Source organism: Nocardioides agri (genome assembly GCF_013778305.1).
In the GTDB taxonomy this organism is placed as follows: Bacteria; Actinomycetota; Actinomycetes; order Propionibacteriales; family Nocardioidaceae; genus Nocardioides; species Nocardioides agri.
This window is the reverse complement of the sequence record NZ_JACEIC010000002.1, coordinates 517,767-539,768: the sequence shown is the minus strand read 5'-3', so window position 1 is coordinate 539,768 and position 22,002 is coordinate 517,767. Positions and strand designations below refer to the sequence as shown.

Sequence of the window (22,002 nt, the reverse complement as noted above, 5' to 3'; positions counted from 1 at the left end):
CGGGGGCCGGGCCGGGGCGTACCCGGTCCGGCATGATCGGACCCATCGACCCAGCCCGCAGGAGGCTCCCATGAAGCTCGTGACCGCCGTGATCAAGCCGCACAAGTGGGAGGCGACCCGGGCCGCCATCGAGGCCGCCGGGGTGCTGGGCATGACGATCAGCGAGGTGAGCGGCTACGGCCGCCAGAAGGGCCACACCGAGGTCTACCGGGGCGCCGAGTACGACGTGGCGCTGGTGCCCAAGGTCCGCATCGAGATCCTCGTGGCCGACGAGGACGCCGCGGCGCTGGTCGACGTGATCGCCACGGCCTCCCGCACGGGCAAGATCGGCGACGGCAAGGTCTGGGTGTCGCCGGTCGAGACGGCCGTGCGGGTCCGCACCGGCGACCGAGGAGAGGCCGCACTCTGACCACCACCGAGCGCGCCACGCGCACGGCCGCGGCCGACGCGCTCTGCGCCGGCGCCTACCGCGACAGCGGCGGTCCGGACGCCGGCGCGGCGCTGGTCGCGGTGGGTGGCTACGGCCGGGGCGAGCTGGCGCCGTACTCCGACCTCGACGTGGTGCTGGTCTCCGATCCCGGCGTCGACGTGCAGGAGGTCGCGGCGCGGGTCTGGTACCCGCTGTGGGACTCGGCCGCGAAGCTCGACCACTCGGTGCGCACGATGCCGGAGATGATCGCGGCGGCCGACGCCGACCTCCGGGTCGCCCTCGGGCTGCTGGACGTGCGGCACCTGGCCGGCGACCCCGGTCTGACGATGCGCCTGCGCACGACCATGCTCGCCCAGTGGCGCCGCCACGCCCGCGACCGGCTCCCGGAGCTCCAGGAGTTGGTCCGCGCGCGGCACGAGCTGGTCGGCGAGGTCGCGCACCTCTCGGTGCCCGACGTGAAGGAGGCCGAGGGCGGGATCCGCGACGCCACCGTGCTCAAGGCGCTCGTCGCGACCTGGCTCGTCGACGTGCCGCACGTCGAGCTGGAGCGCACCCGGCGCGCGATGCTCGACGTCCGCGACGTCCTGCACGGGACCGCCGGCCGCGCGAGCGACCGGATCGGCCCCGAGCAGTGGGGCGACCTCGCGCGCGGGCTCGGGCTCGCCGACGCCCGCGCGGCCCAGGTGCACGTGCGCGAGCTCGGGCGGCGTACGGCGCACCTCTCGCACCTCACGTGGCGCCGGGTCGACGCGGCCCTCGCCCGCCCGGCCGCCAACGAGCGGGTCCGTCGTCCCGAGCTGACCCGGCTCGCGCCGGGGGTCGCGCTCTCGAACGGCGAGGTCGTGCTCGACCGGGGCGCCCGGCCGGCCGACGACCCCGTCCTGCTGCTCCGAGCGGCGGCCGAGGCCGCCGAGCGCGACGTCGTGCTCGCCCCCGCCACGGCGGCCCGGCTGGCCCGTGAGGCCGCGCCGCTCCCGGATCCGTGGCCGGCGGAGGCGCGGCAGGCGATGGTGCGGCTGCTGGCAGCGGGGCGGGGGCTGCTGGCCGTCTGGGAGACGCTCGAGGAGACCGGGGCGCTGGCCGCGGTGCTGCCCGAGTGGGAGCGGGTCCGGCTGCTGCCGCACGCGTCGGCGATCCACCGGTTCACCGTCGACCGGCACGTGGTGGAGACCTGCGTGGAGGCGAGCGCGCTGATCCGGCAGGTGGCCCGCCCGGACGTGCTCATGGTGGCCGCGCTGCTGCACGACATCGGGAAGGGCGGGCTGACCGAGCACAGCGTGGCGGGGGAGCCGATCGCCCGGGACATCGCGACCCGGATGGGCTTCGAGCCCGAGGCCGTCGAGCTCGTCGCGCGGCTGGTCCGCTGGCACCTGCTGCTCGCCGAGACGGCGACCACGCGTGACCCCGACGACCCCGCGACCGTCGACCTCGTCGCCTCCCGGTTGGCCGGCGCCGAGGCCCTCGACCTGCTCCTCGCGCTGACCGAGGCGGACGCCAAGGCCACCTCGGCGAAGGCGTGGTCCACCTGGCGCGCGGGCCTGGTGCGCGACCTGGCCCGCCGGGCACGCACGTCCCTCGACTCCGGTCCGACGCCGGCGCCGGTGGCCGACGAGGTCGACATCCCGGCCGAGGCGGGCGCGGGCGGCCTCGCCCTCCAGGTCGAGGTCGTCACGGATGGGACCCGGGTCACCGTCGTCGCGCCGGACCGGGTCGGCCTGCTCGCCGACCTCGCTGCGACGTTCGCGCTCCAACGGGTCGCCGTCCGCGCGGCCCGCGCGTGGTCGCAGGGCGCGTACGCCGTCTCGGTCTGGGAGCTCGCGGAGGAGGGCCTGGACCCCTCCGTGCTGCGCCAGCGCTTCGAGTCGGTCGTGCAGGACCGGGCCGGGGTCGCGGCGCGGCTGCGGCGCGCCGACCCGGACGCGCTCGACCCGGCGGTCGTCGTACGCCCGGAGGCGTCGACCCAGTCCACGGTCCTCGAGGTCCGGACCGCCGACCGGCCGGGCGTCGTCTACGTCGTCTGCGCCGCGCTCGCCGAGCTCGACATCGCGGTCCGCTCCGCCCACGTCGACACGCTGGGGCCTCAGGCGGTGGACGTGTTCTACCTCCAGGAGGCGCACGCGGGCGTGCTCGGCGACCAGCGGGCGGCGAAGGCGGCGCACGCCGTTCGGGCCGCGCTGAGCGCGGGGACCGCCTGAGTGACGTCGCCGCGTACGGCGTACCGCGGTCGCCCGGTTAGTCTTGGCACCTCCACCTGACCGTCTCTGCACCGAGGGCCACGACTTGTTCGCCACTCTTTCCGACCGGCTCGCCGACACCTTCAAGAACCTCCGGGGGAAGGGCCGGCTCTCCGAGGCCGACATCGACGCGACCGCGCGCGAGATCCGGATCGCCCTGCTCGAGGCCGACGTGGCGCTGCCCGTCGTCAAGGAGTTCGTCGCCGCGGTCAAGGACCGGGCCCGCGGCGAGGAGGTCAGCCAGGCGCTGAACCCCGCCCAGCAGGTCATCAAGATCGTGCACGAGGAGCTCGTCGCGATCCTCGGCGGCGAGACCCGCCGGCTGCGCTACGCCAAGTCCGGCCCGACCGTCATCATGCTCGCCGGCCTCCAGGGCGCCGGCAAGACGACGCTCGCCGCCAAGCTCGCGCTGTGGCTCAAGGAGCAGGGCCGCTCGCCGATGCTCGTCGCCGCCGACCTGCAGCGGCCCAACGCCGTCAACCAGCTCCAGGTCAACGGCGAGCGCGTCGGCGTCACCGTCTTCGCCCCCGAGCCGGGCAACGGCGTCGGCGACCCGGTGGCCGTCGCCCGTGGGGCGATCGAGGAGGCCAAGCGCACGCTGCACGACACCGTCATCGTCGACACGGCCGGCCGTCTCGGCGTGGACGCGGAGATGATGAAGCAGGCCGCTGACATCCGCGACGCCGTCGACCCCGACGAGGTGCTCTTCGTCGTGGACGCCATGATCGGCCAGGACGCGGTCAGCACCGCCCAGGCGTTCCTCGACGGTGTCGGCTACGACGGCGTCGTGCTCACCAAGCTCGACGGCGACGCCCGCGGTGGTGCCGCGCTGTCGATCGCCTCGATCACCGGCAAGCCGGTCATGTTCGCCTCCAACGGCGAGAAGATGACCGACTTCGACCTCTTCCACCCCGACCGGATGGCCTCTCGCATCCTCGACATGGGCGACATGCTCACCCTGATCGAGCAGGCCGAGAAGACCTTCGACGCCGAGCAGGCCGCCAAGGCCGCGGGCAAGCTGCAGACCGGCGACTTCACCCTCGACGACTTCCTCGAGCAGATGCAGCAGGTGCGCAAGCTCGGCTCGATGTCGAAGATCATGGGGATGCTGCCCGGGATGGGGCAGTTCCGCGAGCAGCTCGAGAACTTCGACGAGCGCGAGATCGACCGGATCCAGGCGATCATCCAGTCGATGACGCCGACCGAGCGGGCGAACCCGAAGCTGATCGACGGCTCCCGCCGGGCGCGCATCGCCAAGGGCTCGGGCCGCCAGGTCTCCGACGTCAACCAGCTGGTCGACCGGTTCTTCGAGGCCCGGAAGATGATGCAGTCGATGGCCCGTGGCGGCGGGATCCCCGGCATGCCGGGGATGCCCGGGATGCCGGGCATGGGCGGCGGCAAGCGAGGCAAGTCCAAGGCCCAGCCCAAGAAGGGCAAGGGCGCGAAGCGGTCCGGCAACCCCGCCAAGGCCGCCCAGGAGGCGGCTGCGGCCAAGGAGAAGGCCGCCGCGGCACCCACCAACCCGTTCGGCACGCCCGCCGGCGGCGAGGGCATCGACTACGAGCAGGCGGCCGCCGCGCTCGACCTGCCCAAGGACTTCTCCAAGTACCTGAAGTGACGGGACGCCCGGGGGAGGCGGCGTGACCCAGACCCTGGTCGTCGACGCGGCCAACGTCGTCGGCAGTCGTCCCGACGGCTGGTGGAAGGACCGGGCCGGGGCCGCGCGACGTCTCCACGAGGCGCTGCTCGTCGCGGACACGTCGTACGACGAGATCGTGCTGGTGCTCGAGGGCCAGGCCAAGGGCGGCGTGAGGGCGGGCCGCGACGGCCACGTCCGCACCGTGCACGCGAAGGGGCCCGGCGACGACACGATCCTCGCCGAGGCCCGGGCCGCCGCCGCGCGGGGCCGGGTGGTGGTCGTGACCGCCGACCGGATGCTGCAGGCGCGGGTCGGTGGCGTCGGTGCGCAGACGCTCGGCCCGTCCTGGCTGCTCGACCAGCTCTGACCCGGCCCCCTCTCCCGTCGAGAGACGTGAATCGGCCCTTCTCCACAGTCGAAAAGGGGCCGATCGGCGTCTCTCGACGATTCTCGGCGGTAGCCGGGGCAGCCCTAGGATGGGCGGTTGTTCAGGGTTTCACGCGTCTTGGAGGTGGGTTCGGCGCGTCGTTCCGACGCACCCGAAAGGCGCCCCCCGTGTCGCCCCTTGCCTCCTACCGACGGCTCTTCCAGCTCTCGGGCACGACGTACGTCGTGATCGCGTTCCTCGCCCGGCTGCCGCTGGCGATGGCCCAGCTCGGCACCCTGCTGCTCGTCTCCACGGCCTCCGGCAGCTACGGGCTCGGCGGTCTCTCGGCCGGCGCGCTCGCCGTCGCCAACGCGGTCAGCGCACCGTTCGCCGGGTCGCTCAGCGACCGGTTCGGTCAGCGCCACGTGGTGCTCGCGCAGTCGCTGGCCGGCGCCGCGGCCCTGGCCGCCCTGGTCGCGCTCGTGCACGCGGACGCGGCGGACGCCGCCGTCGTCGCTGCCGCCGCGCTCGCCGGCCTGGCGATGCCGCAGGTCGGGCCGCTCGCCCGGGTCCGCTGGCGCCCGATCACCGCGCGCACCGGCGCCGACCAGCGCCGCCTGGTCGACGTGGCGTTCTCCTACGAGGGCGCCGCCGACGAGGCGTCGTTCGCGATCGGGCCGGCGCTGGTGGGCCTCGGCGTCGTGCTCGTCTCGCCGAGCGGCGCGCTGCTGCTGGCGGCAGGCATGCTGGCCGTCTTCGGCACCGCGTTCGCCCTGCACCGCACCGCCCGCACCCGCGGCGGCGGCGCCGCGCTGGCGACGGGCCGGCTGTGGACGCCGGTGCTGCTCGTGCTCGTCGGCGCGCAGCTGCTGATCGGCATGCTGTTCGGCGCCACCCAGACCGGCACGACCGCGCTCGCGACCGCGGCCGGGCAACCCGGCGTCGCCGGCCTCGTGCACGCGGCGCTCGGCCTGGGCAGCGCGCTGGCCGGCATCGCCACCGCGTTCATCCCCGAGCGCATCGGACCCGAGCGGCGGATCCTCGTCGCCGTGAGCGCGCTCCTGGTGCTGTCGCTGCCCCTGCTGCTCGTCGACGGCATCGCCGCGCTGGTGCCCGTCGTCGCCGTGCTCGGCTGCGCGGTCGCGCCGTTCATGATCGGCGTCTTCACGCTCGCCGAGCGGGTGGTCGCGCCGGCCCGGGTGGCGACCGCGATGACCGTGCTCGCCAGCGCCACCGGGCTCGGGTACGCCGCCGGCTCGACGATCGCCGGCCGGCTGGCCGACGAGCACGGCTACACCGCGGCGTTCGGGGTGACGGTCTCGGCGATGCTGCTGGCGCTGGTCCTGGTGGCGGGCGCCCAGCGGATGCTCCGGGCGGCGCTCGCCGCGCCGCCGGTCCTCACCCCGCCGCCACCCGAGCGATCGCCAGTGACACTGCACCGGTGACCTCGGCGCGGCCGCCCAGCTCGCCGGCGAGCACCCGGACGGCGGCCGCGGTGTCCGGCTGGGCGTAGCGGTCGACCGCGGCGCGGACGCCCTCGGCGAGCGACGGCGAGGTGCCCAGCGAGCCGCCGAGGACGATCGCCTCGGGGTTGAGGCTGTTGCACAGGTCCGCGAGCGCGCGACCGATCGCCCGGCCGGCGTCGCTGAGCACCCGGCGTACGGCGGCGTCGCCCTCGACGTCCAGCCTCAGCATCGACTCCACGGTGAGCGGCTCGTCGTACGCCCGCTGAAGGACCTCCACCAGTCGCGGCGCGGAGACGAGCGTCTCGAGGCAGCCGCGGTTGCCGCAGCGGCAGACCTGGCCGTCCTCGCCGACCTGCACGTGGCCGATCTCCCCGGCGATGCCGGTCGCGCCTCGGTGCAGCCGCCCGCCGACCACGAGCCCGGCGCCCAGCCCGCTGGCGACCTTCACGTAGACCACGTCGGCGAGCCCGCGAGCGACGCCGCGGCTGAGCTCGGCCAGCGCGCCGAGGTTGGCGTCGTTGTCGGCGAACACCGGTACGTCGAGCCGCCGCTGCAGCTCGTCGCCGGGGGAGAGGTGCCGCCAGCCCGGCATGATCCCGGTGCGGATCCGCGCGGAGCGGCGGTCCAGCGGCGCCGGCACGCACATCCCGACGGCGCGCAGTTCGGCGCGGTCCACCCCGGCCTGAGTCAGGCCGGCCCGGACCATGCGGGCCGCCCGGTCGAGGGCGTCTGCACCGTGGTCGTCGACGTCCAGCGTGTCCGACTCGTCGGTGTGGACGGCGCCGCTGCGGTCGGCGACCACGACGCGGACGTGGCCGTGGCCGATGTCGACCCCGGCCACGGCTCCGCGCGGCGCGCTGAGGGCGATCAGCTGAGGTGGCCGCCCGCTGCCGCCCTTGTGCGGGCGCCCGCGGTCGGCGGTCTCGACGACGTGACCCGACCCGATCAGGTCCGCCACGAGGCTCGAGATCGTCGTGCGCGACAGGCCGGTGCCGCGCGCCAGGTCGGCCCGGCTCATGGGGCCGTCGCTGGCCAGGAGGGCGGTGATCGAGCGCCGGTTGGCGTCTCGCAGCCGCTCCAGCGCTCCGGCGGTGACCATGGCGGCGAGCCTAGTCGGATTGGTCCGGGAAGCGAACAAACAACCGAGGAGATCGGGATCTTTCCGCATTGACCGGGAGGATTGGGCGTTCTTAGCGTGACCTCCGTCACCACCTTGAACTCGGCAAGGAGAGACCATGCCCAACCCACGCACGTCCGCCCACCCGTCCCGGCGGTGGGCGTCGGCGCTCGCTGTCCTCGCGGCCGTCACCCTCGCGGCCACGACGCTCCAGGCACCGGCCACCGCCACGACCGACCACTCGAGTCGGCACGGCGCTGACCGGCCCACCTACCGGAACTCCCACGCGCCCACCAGCAAGCGGGTCGCGGACCTGCTCGGCCGGATGACGCTCGCGGAGAAGATCGGCCAGATGGCCCAGGCCGAGCGCGCCGACGTCGACGCCAACCCGGCCCTCATCACCACCAACCTCCTCGGCAGCGTGCTGTCGGGCGGCGGCTCCGTGCCGACACCCAACACGCCCGAGGCCTGGGCCGACGCCATCGACCGCTACCAGCAGGCGGCGCTCGACACCCGCCTCGGCATCCCCCTCATCTACGGCGTCGACTCCGTGCACGGTCACGGCAACCTGCTCGGCGCCACGGTCTTCCCGCACAACATCGGGCTCGGCGCCACGCGCGATGCGCGGCTCGTGGAGCGGATCGGACACATCACGGCCGAGGAGACGCGGGCGTCCGGCCCGCAGTGGGCGTTCGCGCCGTGCGTCTGCGTCGCCCGCGACGACCGCTGGGGCCGCACCTACGAGAGCTTCGGCGAGAGCCCCGATCTCGCCGCGTGGCTCGGCGGTGCCGCGATCGACGGCCTGCAGGGTCGCCGCGGTCAGCTGGACGACGCCGACCGGGTGCTCGCGACCGCGAAGCACTTCGCTGGCGACGGGCTCACGACCTACGACGAGTCGAGGGCCAGCGACGTGGTCTCCCCGAACACGGCGTACCCCATCGACCAGGGCATCACGGAGGTCTCCCGCGCGGAGTTCGCCGAGCTCGCGCTCGCGCCGTACGTCCCCGCGATCCGCCAGCACGACGTCGGCTCGGTCATGCCGTCCTTCTCCAGCGTCGACTGGACCGAGGACGGTCTCGGCAACCCGGTGAAGATGCACGCCAGCAAGGAGCTCATCACCGGCTGGCTCAAGGAGCAGCAGCACTTCCAGGGCTTCGTCATCTCCGACTGGCGCGCGATCCGGCAGCTGCCGGGCACCTACCGCGACCAGGTGAAGGCCTCTGTGCTCGCGGGCGTCGACATGTTCATGGAGCCGATCCAGGCGCCCAACAACCCGAACGGCTGGGACCTCTTCATCCCGACCCTGACCGAGTTGGTCACGAGCGGTGAGGTCCCGCAGAGCCGCATCGACGACGCGGTCGCCCGGATCCTGCGGGCGAAGTTCGAGCTCGGCCTCTTCGAGCACCCGTTCACCGACCGTCGCAACATCGACGAGATCGGCAGCGCGGAGCACCGGTCGGTGGCCCGCGAGGCGGTCGCCGAGAGCCAGGTCCTGCTGCGCAACCAGAGCCACACGCTGCCGCTCAGCAAGCGCGACGACGTGTACGTCGCCGGCTCCAACGCCGACAACATCGGCAACCAGGCCGGCGGCTGGACGCTGACGTGGCAGGGCGGCTCGACCAACGTCGTCCCGGGCGACACGATCCTCGACGGCATCGAGGACGCGACCAGCGGCGACGTCACGTTCAGCCAGGACGCGAGCGCCCCCGTCCCGGCCGGCGCCGAGGGCATCGTGGTCGTCGGTGAGACGCCGTACGCCGAGGGCTTCGGCGACGTGCGCGGGCCGGAGTGGGCCTGGGACCCCGCCGACGGCGGGACCCCGCGGCAGCAGCAGACCATGAAGCTCAGTGCCGCAGACACCCAGGCGGTCCAGAAGGTCTGTGCCGCAGCCGCGTCGTGCACCGTGCTCGTGGTCTCGGGGCGGCCGCTGGAGATCCCCGCGGACCTGCTCGCGCAGACCGACGCCCTGGTCGCCTCCTGGCTGCCGGGCAGCGAGGGCGATGGTGTCGCTGACGTGGTCTTCGGCAAGCGGCCCTTCACCGGGAAGCTGCCGGTGACCTGGCCGCGGACCGTGGCCCAGGAGCCGATCAACGTCGGGGACGCCGACTACGACCCGCTCTACCCCTACGGGTTCGGGTTGCGCACCGGGCACCACCACGGCCACCACCACGGCCACCACCACGGCCACCACCACGGCCACCACCACGGAGATGGCCACGGGGGTCACGGCCACCGGTAACGTCCGGGAGCATGACCGCTCCCGCGCTGAAGTTCTCCGGTCCGGTGCTCCCCGACGGCGAGCGGCGTGAGCTGTTCGTCGTCGGGGACACCGTCACCTACGAGCCGGTGGCCGGCGCCGAGCGCGCGGTCGACGGCTGGATCGTGCCGGGCCTCGTCGACGCCCACTGCCACCTCGGGCTCGGCGAGGACGGCGCGATCTGCGACGAGGAGACCGAGCAGCAGGCGATCGAGGACCGCGACGCCGGCACCCTGCTGATCCGCGACTGCGGCTCGCCGGTCGACACGCGGTGGATCCAGGAGCGCGAGGACCTGCCGCGGCTGATCCGGGCCGGCCGGCACCTGGCCCGCACCAAGCGCTACCTGCGCGGCTACGCCCACGAGGTCGAGCCCGCCGAGCTCACGGCGTACGTCGCCCAGGAGGCGCAGCGCGGAGACGGCTGGGTCAAGCTCGTCGGCGACTGGATCTCACGCGAGGACGGCGACCTGATGCCGTCCTTCCCCGAGGACGCCTTCGCCGACGCGATCCGGGTGGCGCACGACCACGGCGCCCAGGTGACCGCACACTGCTTCGGCCACGACGTGCTCACCGGGCTGCTCGAGGCCGGCATCGACTGCATCGAGCACGGCACCGGCCTCGACGAGAGCCACCTGGCGCTGATGGCCGATCGGCAGGTCGCCCTGGTGCCGACGGTGATGCAGACCGAGAGGTTCCCCGAGTACGCGTGGGGGGCGCGCGGCCGCTTCCCGACGTACTCGCGCACGATGACCGACCTGTTCGTGCGCCGCCGGGCGACGCTGATGGCCGCCTACGAGGCGGGCGTGCCGCTCTACGCGGGCTCCGACGGCGGGGGCGTGAGCCGGCACGGCAACCTGGCCGGCGAGGTGATCGCCCTGGCGGCGATGGGGCTGCCGCGCGAGTACGCGCTCGGCGCGGCCTCGTGGCGGGCGCGCGAGTGGCTCGGGTGGAACGCCGACCTGGCGGAGGGGGCGCCGGCCGACTTCGTGGTCTACGACGCCGACCCGTTCGCCGACGTCTCGGTGCTGCTGCGTCCGGCCTGCGTGGTGCTACGCGGACGTGTCGTCTGAGACCGCGACGTCCTCGGTCGGCCGGACCAGGCGATAGCGGTTCTGGGGGAGCACCTGGATCCACCGCGGCTGCGGCCCGTCGTCCTTGATCTGGACCCGCAGGCCCGTCATCAGTGCCTCGATCCACCGCTCGTCCTGACGGTGGGTCGTCGTCGCGGTGTCCTCGGTGAGGCCGCGCAGCCGCAGTGCGAGGTGGCGGGCGTTGACCGAGCGCGTGCCGATGTACATCAGCACCTCGAGCAGGTCGACCTGCTCCTGCGGCAGGTCGACGAGCCGGTCGTCGACGACGACGATGCCGCGCGCCGGGTTGATCCGGAGGCCGCGGAACTCCACCCAGCCGCCCACGAACCGCATCCCGATGTCGAGCATGCCCTCGCGGCCGTCCTGGCCGGCCTCCACCTCGTCCTCGTCCTCGAGGGCGACCCCGACGGGTGCGCCGGCCGCGACCTGGCGCAGCAGCTCGGAGCGGATGGCGTCCTCCGCCGCCGGGGTCCAGCCCTGCTCGGCCGAGCCCTGGGCTCCGACGATCTCGGTGACCGGGCGGCGCGCGACCGCCGCGAGCCGGGCGCGCAGCTCGAGCGGGCGGATGGGCTTCGGGACGTAGTCGTCGGCACCGGCGTCGAACCCGGCGAGGATGTCCGACTCGTGCGACCGGCTGCTGATGATGACGATGTAGGCCGAGCTGAACTCGCGGATCCGCTGCGTGGCCTCGAGACCGCTCATCCCCGGCATGTTGACGTCGACGGTCATCAGCACCGGCGCGTGCTGCTGCGCGAGCGCGACGCCGTCGGCGGCGTTGTCGGCGCTGAGCACGGAGAAGCCGACCTGGGTCAGGACGACCTCGAGCAGGTCGACGGTGTCCTGGTCGTCCTCGATGATGAGTGCGACCGGACGCCCGTTCTTCCCCGAGTCATGAGACACGCAAGGAAGTATCACAGGAGCCGGACGGTGTGTCCGGAATTCCCCCGTCCGACACGGCGTACGTGACGAGCGCGCGGTTGCGACGCACGAGCTCGGTGGCGAGGGCCTCGCCGGTACGCCGGTCGGTCGTCGTCCGCCAGATCTCGTTGCTGCGCCGCAGGCGCCCGTCGCCCCCTCGCTCGAAGCGCTCCGCGCGGGCCTCCACCGCGTAGGTGACGGCGAGCGGGCGGTCCGCCCGGAGCTCACCGAGGAGGTGGTGCCCGCCGACCCCGGTACGGAGCTGGAACGTGTGGTCGGTGTCGTTGCGCACGACCAGGTCGACGTAGTTGTAGGCGATCGTGCACCCGACGCCCCACGGGACCACCCGACCGTTGTCCGGGAACGGGTCGAAGCTGTGCTCCGAACGCTCGAGCACGGTCAGCGGGGAGTGCAGGACCATCCAGTGCAGCAGGTTCGCGAGCTGGCAGATGCCACCGCCGACCCCGGCTGTCGCGGCCCCGTCGGAGAGGCGCAGGCCCGCCAGGTAGCCCTTGCGCCGGGTGCAGCTGCCGACCACCTTGTTGAAGGAGAAGGTCTCGCCGGGCCGGATCAGCAGTCGGTCGGTGCGAGCCGTCGCGAGGCGCAGGTTGACGACCTTGTTGTGCTGGAGCCGCATCGGCACGCCCTCGAGCTCGCGCAGCAGCGGAGACCGGTGCCGCATCGCGCGGACCGGCAGGTCGGGACCGCGGGTGGTCGCCCACCGGGCGCCGCAGGTCAGCCACCGGACCCGGCGCCGGGCGCGGTGCGCGAGGACGGCGAGCGGGCGCAGCCAGGGGAGTCGCCGGGAGAGGTGCACACCGGTCGGACGTGGCCGGCGCCCGGATTGTTGTCAGGCGGGTCCCCGAACCCTCGGAGGTGCGTCACGTCCGCGGTCGCGCGGGCCGGCTCGCCCACAGGACGCCCGTGACGACGAGCATCGCGAGTCCGGCCAGGCCCAGCAGCCCGGGGACGATGACCCCGGTCGCCATCGCGGCCACCATGCCGCCCACGTTGGGCGCCGGGCCGATGACGACCTCCTCGCCCCACCCCATCCGCCAGTCGGGGTCGGTGGCGTCGTCGGGGTCCGCCTCGACGCCGGCAGCGCAGGTCACCTCGAGCTCGCCGGAGCCGGGGGAGAAGCGGTAGGACGCGACGAACTCGCCGTCGCCGAGGTCCCGGGTCATCTGGCTCGTGACCGGCCGCAGCGGGATCTCCTCGCCGGTCGCGGTGTCCACGACCCGGCAGCCCGGGTCGAACACGTCGTCGTCACGCCACAGCATCCGGTCGCCGTCGGTGTCGACGCTCACCACGTGCGGGCGGCCGTCGGCCGGCACGCGAGCGTCGGTGCTGAAGAAGGGCCACAGCGCCCAGACGAACAGCGCGACCCCGATCAGCCCGGCGAGCACGATGAGCGCACCCCCGGCCAGGAACCACACCCAGCTGGGGCGATACTTCTGGGGACGCGGGGGCTGCCCGGGCGGATAGCCGGACGGCACCGGGTACGACGGCGGCGGCTGGCTCATGGCCCGACTCTGCCCGATTTCCGCCGTCCGCGCGCCGTCTGGCAGACTTGTTGGCTGAGTCCTGCGCGTCCGGACCCTCTCACCCGGACGACGCAGTGCCCATCGATGGTCCGAACCTGGTGTTCCCCACCCGGCCTTCGGCCCCTCACCACACACAACTTCCGAGGAGACACCACAAACGTGGCCGTCAAGATCCGTTTGAAGCGCCTGGGCAAGGTCCGGGTGCCGCAGTACCGCATCGTCATCGTCGACTCGCGCAAGAAGCGCGACGGCAAGGTGATCGAGGAGATCGGCAAGTACCACCCCAAGGAGAGCCCGTCGTACATCGACGTCGTCTCCGACCGGGCGGCGTACTGGCTCGGTGTCGGCGCGCAGCCGTCCGACGCCGTCGTCAAGATCCTGACCATCACCGGCGACTGGCAGAAGTTCAAGGGCTACACCGGCACCGAGGGCACCCTCAAGTCCGCCGAGCCCAAGCCGGACAAGCTGGCGATCTTCAACGAGGCGCTCAAGGAGGCCGCGAGCGAGCCCAAGGGCGACGCCGTGACCAAGAAGTCGCCCTCGAAGAAGAAGGCCGAGGAGAAGCCCGCCGAGGAGGCCCCGGCCGCCGAGGCGCCGGTCGCCGAGGAGGCTCCGGCTGCGGAGGCCCCGGCCGAGGAGGCCACCGAGGCTCCTGCTGCCGAGGCTGAGGTCACCGAGGCCGACGCCGAGAAGACCGAGTCCTGACCGCCATGCTCGCCGAAGCGCTCGAGCACCTGGTGCGCGGCGTCGTCGACCACCCCGACGACGTGAGCGTGCGGGACAAGCAGCTGCGTCGCGGGTCGCTCCTCGAGGTGCGGGTGCACCCCGAGGACCTGGGCAAGGTGATCGGCCGCGGCGGGCGCACCGCCACGGCGTTCCGCACCGTCATCTCCGCGCTCGCGGGGCGCGGTGGGGCCCGGATCGACTTCGTCGACGTGGACCGGCGTCGCTGAGACGCCGTTCGACCGCTTGAATGGGTGTCGCCCCTCCGGGGGCGGCACCCGTTCTGCTTTCTGGAGAGGTACCTGTGGAGACCATCGACGTGCTGGTGGGCCGGATCGGCAAGCCGCACGGCATCCGGGGCGACGTCACGATCGACGTGCGCACCGACGAGCCCGACCGGCGCTTCGCGCCCGGGTCGGTGTTCGCCGTCGAGCCGCCGAAGGGGTCGGCGAGCACGCTCCGCTCGCTCACGGTCGCGAGCGCCAAGTGGCACCAGTCGGTGCTGCTGGTGCGCTTCGAGGAGGTGCCCGACCGCACGGCGGCCGAGGCGGCCCGGGGCATCCTCTTGCACGCCACGATCGCGGCCGACGAGAGCCCCGAGGACCCCGACGAGTACTACGACCACCAGCTGATCGGGCTCGCGGCGTACGACGTCTCGGGTGCGGCGCTCGGTGAGGTCACCGGCCTCGTCCACGGTGGCGCGCAGGACCTGCTGACCGTGCGGACGCCGGACGGGCGCGACACGCTGGTGCCGTTCGTGAAGGAGCTCGTGCCCGAGGTCGACGTGGCCGGCGGTCGGGTCGTGATCGCGGACCGGCCCGGCCTGGTGACGCCGCTGCCCGAGGACGACTGATGCAGGTCGACGTCGTCACGATCTTCCCCGACTACCTGGCCCCGCTCGAGCTCTCGCTCGCGGGCAAGGCGCGGGAGAAGGGGCTGATCGACGTCCGGGTGCACGACCTGCGCCAGTGGGCCCACGACCGGCACCGCACGGTGGACGACACTCCCTACGGCGGCGGCGCCGGCATGGTGATGAAGCCGGAGCCGTGGGGCGAGGCGTTCGACGCGCTGCTCGCGGACGGCCCGGCGACCGTGGTGTTCACGACGCCGTCGGGTCAGCCCTTCACCCAGACGGTGGCCCGCGACCTGGCGACCCGGGAGCGGCTCGTCTTCGCGTGCGGTCGCTACGAGGGGATCGACCAACGCGTCGTCGACGAGGTGGCGACCCGGGCCGAGGTCCGCGAGATCTCGCTCGGCGACTACGTGCTCAACGGGGGCGAGGTGGCCGCGCTGGCGATCACCGAGGCCGTCGTTCGGCTGGTGCCGGGCTTTATGGGCAACGCCGCGTCCCTGGAGGAGGAGTCCCACGAGGACGGGCTGCTGGAGTACCCCGTGTACACCAAGCCTGCCGCCTGGCGGGACCGCGCGGTGCCGGAGGTGCTGCTCTCGGGCGACCACGGCGCGATCGCGGCGTGGCGGCGCGACCAGGCGGTCCGGCGTACGGCGGAGCGGCGACCGGACCTCGTGCCGGCGTCGGTCCTCCTCGACGACGTCGAGATCCGGCCGGTCGTGCCCGCCGACGCCGGGGAGCTCTACGTGCTCCAGCGCGCCTGCTGGGTGCAGGAGCAGCACGACAACCCGGGCGTGCGGGTGCCCGCGCTGCACGAGTCGCTCGACGAGCTGCGGGCCTGGATCGCGCGCGACACCGTGCTGGTCGCCCGCTCGGGCGGTCGGCTGGTCGGCGCCGTCCGCGCGTCGCTGGACGGGGAGTCCTGGGAGGTGGGACGGCTGATGGTCGCCCCCGACCTCGCCGGCCGCGGCCTGGGGCGCACCCTGCTCGAGCGCATCGAGGCGCTCGTGCCGACCGGCGCCACGACGTACGCCCTCTTCACCGGTGCCGGCAGCCTGCGCAACCAGCGGATCTACAAGAAGGCCGGCTACCGGCTCCGCGGCGAGATCGCCCCCGGGGTGGTCCGGATGACCAAGCCGGTCCGGATTGGTCGCGCCTGAGCGCGCTGTGGCAGACTTGACCCTCGGTCCTGCCGGCCAAACAGGGATCGCCCCGCGGACGCGTCCGAGGGGGATCCGCACCAGCTCCTGCCACAGGGGGAGCATGGCGCCGCCGGCCACCTGGCTGGGACCACAACTGCACCGAAGTCCCCATCACCGCGGCTGACCTGTGGCACTCGTGAGGAGAACAATGAGCAACGTCATTGCCGAGCTCGGCAACGCGATCAAGCGCACCGACCTCCCGGAGTTCCGGGCCGGCGACACCGTCAAGGTGCACGTCAAGGTCGTCGAGGGCAACCGGTCCCGCGTCCAGATCTTCCAGGGCGTCGTCATCCGCGTCCAGGGCTCCGGCGTCGGCCGCAGCTTCACCGTCCGCAAGGTCTCCTTCGGTGTCGGTGTCGAGCGCACCTTTCCGCTGAACTCCCCGATCTTCGAGCAGATCGAGGTCGTCACCCGCGGTGACGTCCGCCGCGCGAAGCTCTACTACCTGCGCAACCTCCGCGGCAAGAAGGCCAAGATCAAGGAGCGCCGCGAGTTCTGAGCCCTCGGGCTCCTCGCTACGCTCGCCCAGTGAGCACCGAAGGCCGCGACCCGGTCGACCCAGTCGATCCGGAGTCGCGGTCTTCGCGCGTCCCGGCCAAGAAGAAGCACCGGCCGCTGTGGCAGGAGACGCTGCTGCTGCTCGCGCTCGCGCTGGTGCTGGCGATCGTGATCAAGGCGTTCTTCATCCAGGCCTTCTACATCCCCTCGGAGTCGATGGAGCCCGGCCTGGTCGAGAACGACCGGATCCTGGTCGAGAAGCCGTCGTACTGGGGCGGCGGCACGCCTGAGCGCGGTGACGTGATCGTGTTCGAGGACCCCGGCGACTGGCTGCCCGACGACGTGGACGACCCCGCGCGGTTCCAGCGGCTGCTGGAGCGGGTCGGCCTCTACCCGACCGGCGGTCACCTGGTGAAGCGGGTCATCGGCGTCGAGGGCGACGTCATCACGTGCTGCGACGAGCAGGGCCGGATCCTGGTCAACGGCCAGCCGCTGGACGAGGACTCCTACGCCCAGCTCGACGGGGCCGACTGCTACGGGCCGATGCCCACGGGCAAGCGGCACTGCGACTGGGAGATCGGCCCGGTCCCGGCCGGCAAGGTCTTCGTGCTCGGCGACAACCGCAGCCACTCCGCCGACTCCAGCTTCCACGCCTGCTTCGACGACAAGGAGTGCAGCGACGACCCGTACGTCGACGTCGACGGTGTCGTCGGCAAGGTGTTCGTGCTGCTGTGGCCGGCCGACCGCTTCGACGTGCTGCACCGGCCGGACACGTTCGCCGACGTGCCGGACGCTCCGGCCGACCCCGGCGCGTCGTGAGCCCTGCAGGCACCGTCTACCCTGGGGCGTGGCCGCAGACGAACGCGATGGCGAGGCGATGAGCACCACCGACGAACCCACCACGGACGGGCGTCCCCCGCAGGAGGACCCCGTCACTCCGGCCCCGGCGAAGCGCAAGCACCTCCCGGTGTGGCAGGAGACGATCCTGCTGCTCGGCATCGCGCTGGTGCTGGCGATCGTGATCAAGGCGCTGTTCGTGCAGGCCTTCTACATCCCGTCCGAGTCGATGGAGCCGGGCCTGGTCCAGAACGACCGGATCCTGGTCGAGAAGCCGTCGTACTGGCTCGGGGGCGCGCCCGAGCGGGGCGACGTCGTGGTCTTCAAGGACCCCGGGGGCTGGCTCAACGGCGCCGAGGCGGCCGGCCCGAGCGGGTTCGTCGCCAAGACCCTCTCCAAGGTCGGTCTCTACCCGACCGGCGGCCACCTGGTGAAGCGCGTGATCGGCGTCGAGGGCGACGTCATCAAGTGCTGCGACGAGAAGGGTCGGCTTCTGGTCAACGGCCAGCCCCTCGACGAGAAGGACTACGCCCGCCTCGGCGGCGCCGAGTGCTACGGGCCGATGGTCGGCAACTGCGACTGGGAGGTCGGGCCGGTCCCGAAGGGCCAGATCTTCGTGATGGGCGACAACCGCAACAACTCCGCGGACTCGTCGTACCACATGTGCCCGCCCAAGGCGACGGACTGCACCCGCAACCCCTACGTCGACGTCGACGACGTCGTCGGCAAGGTGTTCGTGCTGCTGTGGCCGAGCGACCGCTTCCACGTGCTGCACCGTCCCGACACCTTCGCGGACGTGCCGGACGCCGAGTAGCGAGGTGACCGGATGACCCCGCTCCCGCCGCCGTCGCTGCGGACCGAGCGGCGGCTGCTCCGCGAGGGGCTGACGACGCTCGCCTGCAGCGACGAGGTCGGCCGCGGCGCGCTCAGCGGTCCGGTGACCGTCGCGATGGTGCTGGTCACCGAGACGACGCGGACCGCGCCCCAGGGCGTGCGCGACAGCAAGCTGCTCACCCCCGAGGCCCGGCGCCGGCTGGTGCCGAAGATCCAGCGCTGGGCCGCGTCGTACGGCGTCGGGCACGCGAGCTCGCTCGAGATCGACGAGTTCGGGATCATCGCGGCGATGCGGCTCGCCGGCCACCGGGCGATGGCCCAGCTGACCGTCGAGCCCGACTCGGTGCTCCTCGACGGCAACCACGACTACCTCACCGTCCCGGAGCAGGCGGCGCTCTTCGGGCCGCCGCTGGTGGTCGAGCGGGTGCCGCCCGTCGTCACCATGATCAAGGCCGACCTGCGGTGCGCCGCGGTCGCTGCGGCGAGCATCCTGGCCAAGACCGCCCGCGACCAGATCATGGTCGACCTGGCGGCGGACCACCCGGAGTACGGCTGGGCCGACAACAAGGGCTACTCCGCCCCCGAGCACCTCGCGGCCCTCGTCGAGCACGGGCCCTCGCCGTACCACCGCGTGTCCTGGCGGCTGCCGGGGCTCCCCGGCTCCGACCCGCTCACCGACGCTCTCGTGGTGCTGCCCCCGGAGGCCCTGGAGACCGGGATAGAGTCGTCCTCGTGAGCGCGGAGGACCTCGAGAAGTACGAGACCGAGATGGAGCTGACGCTCTACCGGGAGTACCGCGACGTCGTCGGGATCTTCAAGTACGTCGTCGAGACCGACCGCCGCTTCTACCTGTGCAACCAGGTCGACGTGAAGGCGCGCACCGAGGCCGGCGACGTCTTCTTCGAGGTCTCGATGAGCGACGCCTGGGTGTGGGACATGTACCGCCCGGCCCGCTTCGCCAAGAACGTCAAGGTGCTGACCTTCAAGGACGTCAACGTGGAAGAGCTCAGCCCCTCCGAGATCGACCTGCCGAAGACCTGAGCCACTTTCCGTCCACAGCCTCGTCCCGGACCGGCTTCTCCCCAGGCTGAGCGCGACCGCGGTCCTGCCGTCCCCGCCCGCCGCCACCCTGGCGTGCAGGAGGTCGGACATGACTGGATCGGTGACGGCGGCGCGGCGGCGGGCGCTGGGGGACTACGGCGAGCGCCTCGCGGAGCGGCACCTCGTGGCGCTGGGGATGGTCGTGCTCGACCGCAACTGGCGGTGCGCCGCGGGCGAGCTCGACCTGGTGCTGCGCGACGGCGACGTGCTCGTCGCGTGCGAGGTCAAGACCCGCACCTCGGTCGACTACGGCACGCCGCACGAGGCGGTCGGGCCGGCCAAGCTCGACCGGCTGCTCCGTCTGGCGACCTGCTGGCAGGCCGAGCACGGCCTCGCGGTGCCCGACGTCCGCGTCGACCTCGTCGCGGTGCTGCGGCCGCGGCGCGGCCCCTCGTCGGTCGAGCACGTGCGGGGGGTGGCCTGATGCCGTTCGCCACGGCCCACACCGTCTCCCTGCACGGGGCGGTCGGCCACCTCATCGACGTGCAGAGCGACGTGTCGCCCGGCCAGGTCGGCGTGACGATGGTCGGCCGGGCCGACACCATGATCAACGAGGCCAGGGACCGCTGCCGGATGGCGATCGTCAACAGCCACCTCGACTGGCCGGCGACCCGACGGATCACGATCCTGCTCTCTCCCGCAGACCTGCTCAAGCGCGGCACCCACTTCGACCTAGCAATGTCGCACTAAAGTCATATCTAGACTCGCTCCGATCGGGCGGGATTTGTCTTCCTGCGCCCGTAGACCGACGGTCGGGTGACACGTAAGGTCACGGGTAACAGGTGGCCCGGCGATCACGCAGGCGCCCGGCGGCCCACGACCGCGACCACCGCGAACTACCAACGAACAGGTTCGCCCCCCGAGGCCACGGAGACCACAACAGTCGTCGCCCAAAGAGTCGGGCAACTGAAGAGTGCACGGAGTGAAGGCGGGCCGGGTAGAACCTCGGCTTCCTGTATCCGAAACCACGAGAGACCACGGCGCCCGACGCGGCGCCGTACCACCGGTGACCGACGGGTTGGTCGCCCGCGTGACGAAGCGACCGGTTGGCTCCCCTCGCAGGTCGGACCGGCCCCGTGATGGTCGAGTAGCCGCCGCGTGCGGCACTCCTGTCACGCCCGGAGTCACCCGTGCCCGTCAACGATGGTTCTTCCGAATCAGAGGTCGCCGACCTCGAACGCCGCCTGCGTATCGCGCGGGCACGAATCGCACATACGACCGGTCGCGATCCCGACGGTAACCGCGAAGCCCGTCGTGAGTACGCGACGCTGCAGGTCGAACTCGCGATCTGTCGCGCCGTGGCTTCGGCTCCGCCGCTAACGGAAACCCAACGCAGGCGTCTGCGCGTTCTTCTCCGTGCACCGCGGTCATGACGTCGTCGGAGGACTACACCCGCCGTCGACGGGTCTACGCGGCCCGAGTCGCCGAGGTACGCACCCAAGCGCAGCGTCTCGCCACCGATATCCGGGCCGAGATCGTCGCGGCACTCGACGACCTCGGGCCCGGGGTCGGCGACGACCCGGGACCGCGGCCGGTCGGTCTCGAGGTCGCCGTCGTGGTCCGCGCCCTTATCGCCGAGGACGTTCGCGCGACAGAGCTAACGCAAGCTCGAGGACGCCTTGACCGCCTCTACGTTGCCGCCGCGCCTATCCGGTCCGCGGACCCCGAGATCCGGCGCCTACGTCGCGCCGAAGCCCGCGCTGAGGCAGCACGGAGGGCCTCGACGTGACCGCCGAGGCGGAGACCAAGCCGCGGGTGTGCACGTGGCTACCCGTCGACCTCGCCGACGTACTCGACGGCGGTTGGGCGCCGCCGCAACCGACGATCGGGCGCCGCGCAGACGGCGTCGGACTGTTCTACCCGGGCAAGGTGCACACGGTCGCGAGCGAGTCAGAGGCCGGAAAGACATGGTTCGTCGTCCACGCGGTCGCAGACGAGATCCGTGACGGAAACCACGTCGTCTACATCGACTTCGAGGACGACGCCGGTCCGATCGTTCACCGGCTACTCGCCCTGCAAGTGGTCCCGGATCTGATTCGAGCGCGGTTCCACTACATCCGGCCCGAGGTCGCGATCATGCAGGGCGAAAGCCGCGAGGACCTAGAGGGCACGCTGAACGCGTACGGTCCGACACTCGTCGTGATCGAGGGCGTCACCGAAGCCATGTCTGTGCACGGCTACAACCCCCTCGACAACGCCGAGGTAGCCGCGTTCGGGCGCCGACTCCCACGGTGGATCGCCGAGACCGGTCCGGCCGTCGTATGCGTCGACCACGTCACCAAGGCGTCCGACGGACGCGGCCGGTACGCGATCGGCGCCGTGCACAAGCTCAACGCCGTCGACGGCGCCGCCTACCTGCTTGAGAACGTGGCGCCGTTCGTGATCGGCCGCACCGGCCGGACCCGTGTCCGGATCGCCAAGGACCGGCCCGGCTACCTGCGGGCGAAGAGTCTGCCGGGCACCGGTGGTCTGTCGTGGTTCGGCGACTTCGTGTTGATCTCGCACGCCGCCGAGTTCGCCGAGGCCGAAGTCGAGGCCCCCCGGGAACGCGACGACGACTTCCGTCCGACCGAACTCATGCGCCGAATCTGCGACCTTCTCGCCGAGAAGGGACCACAGTCGCAACGGACGATCCGGGCCGCGATCGGCGGCCGAAGCGAAACCGTAACCTCGGCCCTCGCGTATCTCGCCCTCGACGGGTACGTGTCCGACTCGACGCCGCGCGAGCTTCTCCGGCCCTACCCGGGTGGGGAGTCCTGACATGCGCGGTTCCCAAGTGGTTCCCACCGGTTCCCGGGAACCGGTGACGGTCCCTGCGCACCCGGTTCCCCGGTTCCCCCTCTATAGGGGGAACCGGGTGCAGCCTTCACAGCCTGTTGGTAGCAGCGAAAACA

The 22,002-nt window shown here is 72.5% G+C and carries 23 protein-coding genes and 1 pseudogene; 20 read left to right on the top strand and 4 right to left on the bottom strand.

The genetic code is table 11. From position 1 onward, the window contains the following. The first annotated feature begins 70 nt into the window (after positions 1-70). The 5 genes from HZF07_RS07075 to HZF07_RS24340 all read left to right on the top strand — a co-directional run bounded on the left by HZF07_RS07075 (position 71) and on the right by HZF07_RS24340 (position 6,115). On the top strand, positions 71-409 hold the full coding sequence (locus HZF07_RS07075; RefSeq protein WP_157340480.1) for a P-II family nitrogen regulator: 339 nt from the start codon (positions 71-73) through the stop codon (positions 407-409). Next, positions 406-2,625: a [protein-PII] uridylyltransferase gene (locus tag HZF07_RS07070; protein WP_232523153.1), complete on the top strand. Its 2,220-nt coding sequence runs from the start codon at positions 406-408 to the stop codon at positions 2,623-2,625. The genes HZF07_RS07075 and HZF07_RS07070 overlap by 4 nt, the downstream gene beginning before the upstream one ends. Positions 2,626-2,710: 85 nt before the next feature. Further along, positions 2,711-4,282 carry a signal recognition particle protein gene (gene ffh / locus HZF07_RS07065; RefSeq protein WP_157340478.1) on the top strand — a complete coding sequence of 524 codons (1,572 nt, stop codon included), beginning with the start codon at positions 2,711-2,713 and terminating at the stop codon, positions 4,280-4,282. 22 nt (positions 4,283-4,304) lie between these two features. Continuing rightward, positions 4,305-4,670 (top strand): hypothetical protein, encoded by a 366-nt coding sequence (locus HZF07_RS07060; RefSeq protein WP_181644894.1) that lies wholly within the window; start codon positions 4,305-4,307, stop codon positions 4,668-4,670. 188 nt (positions 4,671-4,858) lie between these two features. Further along, positions 4,859-6,115, top strand: a complete 1,257-nt coding sequence (locus HZF07_RS24340; RefSeq protein ID WP_181644893.1) for an MFS transporter — start codon at positions 4,859-4,861, stop codon at positions 6,113-6,115. Here the strand turns inward: HZF07_RS24340 and HZF07_RS07050 are convergent. Next, entirely contained in the window at positions 6,069-7,235 is a 1,167-nt protein-coding gene (locus HZF07_RS07050) for an ROK family transcriptional regulator (protein ID WP_157340476.1), read from the bottom strand. The two genes, HZF07_RS24340 and HZF07_RS07050, sit on opposite strands and share 47 nt — an antisense overlap. A 136-nt stretch (positions 7,236-7,371) precedes the next feature. On the opposite strand from HZF07_RS07050, the gene HZF07_RS07045 reads away from it, so the two are divergent. Continuing rightward, positions 7,372-9,492 carry a glycoside hydrolase family 3 protein gene (locus HZF07_RS07045; RefSeq protein WP_157340474.1) on the top strand — a complete coding sequence of 707 codons (2,121 nt, stop codon included), beginning with the start codon at positions 7,372-7,374 and terminating at the stop codon, positions 9,490-9,492. An 11-nt stretch (positions 9,493-9,503) separates the two neighbouring features. After that, positions 9,504-10,580 (top strand): amidohydrolase family protein, encoded by a 1,077-nt coding sequence (locus HZF07_RS07040; protein ID WP_157340472.1) that lies wholly within the window; start codon positions 9,504-9,506, stop codon positions 10,578-10,580. On the opposite strand, the gene HZF07_RS07035 is transcribed toward HZF07_RS07040, so the two are convergent. The 3 genes from HZF07_RS07035 to HZF07_RS07025 all read right to left on the bottom strand — a co-directional run bounded on the left by HZF07_RS07035 (position 10,560) and on the right by HZF07_RS07025 (position 13,042). Next, positions 10,560-11,501, bottom strand: coding sequence for a response regulator (locus HZF07_RS07035; RefSeq protein WP_157340470.1), 942 nt, complete (start codon positions 11,499-11,501; stop codon positions 10,560-10,562). The two genes, HZF07_RS07040 and HZF07_RS07035, sit on opposite strands and share 21 nt — an antisense overlap. Continuing rightward, positions 11,491-12,336 carry a VanW family protein gene (locus HZF07_RS07030; RefSeq protein ID WP_181644892.1) on the bottom strand — a complete coding sequence of 282 codons (846 nt, stop codon included), beginning with the start codon at positions 12,334-12,336 and terminating at the stop codon, positions 11,491-11,493. The genes HZF07_RS07035 and HZF07_RS07030 overlap by 11 nt, the downstream gene beginning before the upstream one ends. Before the next feature lie 64 nt (positions 12,337-12,400). After that, complete coding sequence (locus HZF07_RS07025; protein WP_157340468.1) at positions 12,401-13,042, bottom strand: hypothetical protein; 642 nt, start codon at positions 13,040-13,042, stop codon at positions 12,401-12,403. A gap of 180 nt (positions 13,043-13,222) precedes the next feature. Between HZF07_RS07025 and rpsP the strand changes: the two genes are divergently transcribed. The 13 genes and pseudogenes from rpsP to HZF07_RS06965 all read left to right on the top strand — a co-directional run bounded on the left by rpsP (position 13,223) and on the right by HZF07_RS06965 (position 21,868). Beyond that, entirely contained in the window at positions 13,223-13,768 is a 546-nt protein-coding gene (gene rpsP, locus HZF07_RS07020; RefSeq protein WP_181644891.1) for a 30S ribosomal protein S16, read from the top strand. A gap of 5 nt (positions 13,769-13,773) precedes the next feature. Then, positions 13,774-14,016 (top strand): RNA-binding protein, encoded by a 243-nt coding sequence (locus HZF07_RS07015; protein ID WP_157340464.1) that lies wholly within the window; start codon positions 13,774-13,776, stop codon positions 14,014-14,016. 74 nt (positions 14,017-14,090) lie between these two features. Beyond that, positions 14,091-14,639, top strand: coding sequence for a ribosome maturation factor RimM (gene rimM / locus HZF07_RS07010; RefSeq protein WP_309504623.1), 549 nt, complete (start codon positions 14,091-14,093; stop codon positions 14,637-14,639). Then, positions 14,639-15,310 (top strand): annotated as a pseudogene (gene trmD / locus HZF07_RS23705) (tRNA (guanosine(37)-N1)-methyltransferase TrmD); the annotation flags it as partial. The gene rimM and the pseudogene trmD, both read left to right, overlap by 1 nt. Continuing rightward, on the top strand, positions 15,311-15,796 hold the full coding sequence (locus HZF07_RS23700) for a GNAT family N-acetyltransferase (protein WP_309504898.1): 486 nt from the start codon (positions 15,311-15,313) through the stop codon (positions 15,794-15,796). Between the two features lie 190 nt (positions 15,797-15,986). Next, positions 15,987-16,337 (top strand): 50S ribosomal protein L19, encoded by a 351-nt coding sequence (rplS, locus tag HZF07_RS07000; protein WP_157340458.1) that lies wholly within the window; start codon positions 15,987-15,989, stop codon positions 16,335-16,337. Between the two features lie 29 nt (positions 16,338-16,366). After that, on the top strand, positions 16,367-17,155 hold the full coding sequence (gene lepB, locus HZF07_RS06995; RefSeq protein ID WP_181644890.1) for a signal peptidase I: 789 nt from the start codon (positions 16,367-16,369) through the stop codon (positions 17,153-17,155). Positions 17,156-17,213: 58 nt separating this feature from the next. Further along, complete coding sequence (gene lepB / locus HZF07_RS06990) at positions 17,214-17,987, top strand: signal peptidase I (protein WP_157340456.1); 774 nt, start codon at positions 17,214-17,216, stop codon at positions 17,985-17,987. Between the two features lie 12 nt (positions 17,988-17,999). Continuing rightward, the gene (locus HZF07_RS06985; RefSeq protein WP_157340453.1) at positions 18,000-18,743 is read left to right on the top strand and encodes a ribonuclease HII; all 744 of its coding nucleotides are present in this window, start codon (positions 18,000-18,002) and stop codon (positions 18,741-18,743) included. Next, on the top strand, positions 18,740-19,048 hold the full coding sequence (locus tag HZF07_RS06980) for a DUF2469 domain-containing protein (protein ID WP_181644889.1): 309 nt from the start codon (positions 18,740-18,742) through the stop codon (positions 19,046-19,048). The genes HZF07_RS06985 and HZF07_RS06980 overlap by 4 nt, the downstream gene beginning before the upstream one ends. Before the next feature lie 109 nt (positions 19,049-19,157). After that, positions 19,158-19,532 carry a YraN family protein gene (locus HZF07_RS06975; RefSeq protein ID WP_157340451.1) on the top strand — a complete coding sequence of 125 codons (375 nt, stop codon included), beginning with the start codon at positions 19,158-19,160 and terminating at the stop codon, positions 19,530-19,532. Further along, a complete protein-coding gene (locus HZF07_RS06970; protein WP_232523023.1) occupies positions 19,532-19,798 on the top strand; it encodes a magnesium chelatase domain-containing protein in 267 nt (88 codons plus the stop codon). The genes HZF07_RS06975 and HZF07_RS06970 overlap by 1 nt, the downstream gene beginning before the upstream one ends. 1,035 nt (positions 19,799-20,833) lie before the next feature. Next, on the top strand, positions 20,834-21,868 hold the full coding sequence (locus HZF07_RS06965; protein WP_198346348.1) for an AAA family ATPase: 1,035 nt from the start codon (positions 20,834-20,836) through the stop codon (positions 21,866-21,868). The last annotated feature ends 134 nt before the right edge of the window (positions 21,869-22,002 follow it).

Bases quoted from the DNA above. Each gene is read 5' to 3' on its own strand.
- HZF07_RS07040 (WP_157340472.1), top strand. From the start codon at position 9,504: ATGACCGCTCCCGCGCTGAAGTTCTCCGGTCCGGTGCTCCCCGACGGC.
- HZF07_RS07075 (WP_157340480.1), top strand. From the start codon at position 71: ATGAAGCTCGTGACCGCCGTGATCAAGCCGCACAAGTGGGAGGCGACC.
- rplS (WP_157340458.1), top strand. From the start codon at position 15,987: ATGAGCAACGTCATTGCCGAGCTCGGCAACGCGATCAAGCGCACCGAC.
- lepB (WP_157340456.1), top strand. From the start codon at position 17,214: ATGAGCACCACCGACGAACCCACCACGGACGGGCGTCCCCCGCAGGAG.
- HZF07_RS07015 (WP_157340464.1), top strand. From the start codon at position 13,774: ATGCTCGCCGAAGCGCTCGAGCACCTGGTGCGCGGCGTCGTCGACCAC.
- HZF07_RS06970 (WP_232523023.1), top strand. From the start codon at position 19,532: ATGCCGTTCGCCACGGCCCACACCGTCTCCCTGCACGGGGCGGTCGGC.
- HZF07_RS07045 (WP_157340474.1), top strand. From the start codon at position 7,372: ATGCCCAACCCACGCACGTCCGCCCACCCGTCCCGGCGGTGGGCGTCG.
- HZF07_RS07050 (WP_157340476.1), bottom strand. From the start codon at position 7,235: ATGGTCACCGCCGGAGCGCTGGAGCGGCTGCGAGACGCCAACCGGCGC.
- HZF07_RS07025 (WP_157340468.1), bottom strand. From the start codon at position 13,042: ATGAGCCAGCCGCCGCCGTCGTACCCGGTGCCGTCCGGCTATCCGCCC.
- HZF07_RS06985 (WP_157340453.1), top strand. From the start codon at position 18,000: ATGACCCCGCTCCCGCCGCCGTCGCTGCGGACCGAGCGGCGGCTGCTC.
- HZF07_RS06975 (WP_157340451.1), top strand. From the start codon at position 19,158: ATGACTGGATCGGTGACGGCGGCGCGGCGGCGGGCGCTGGGGGACTAC.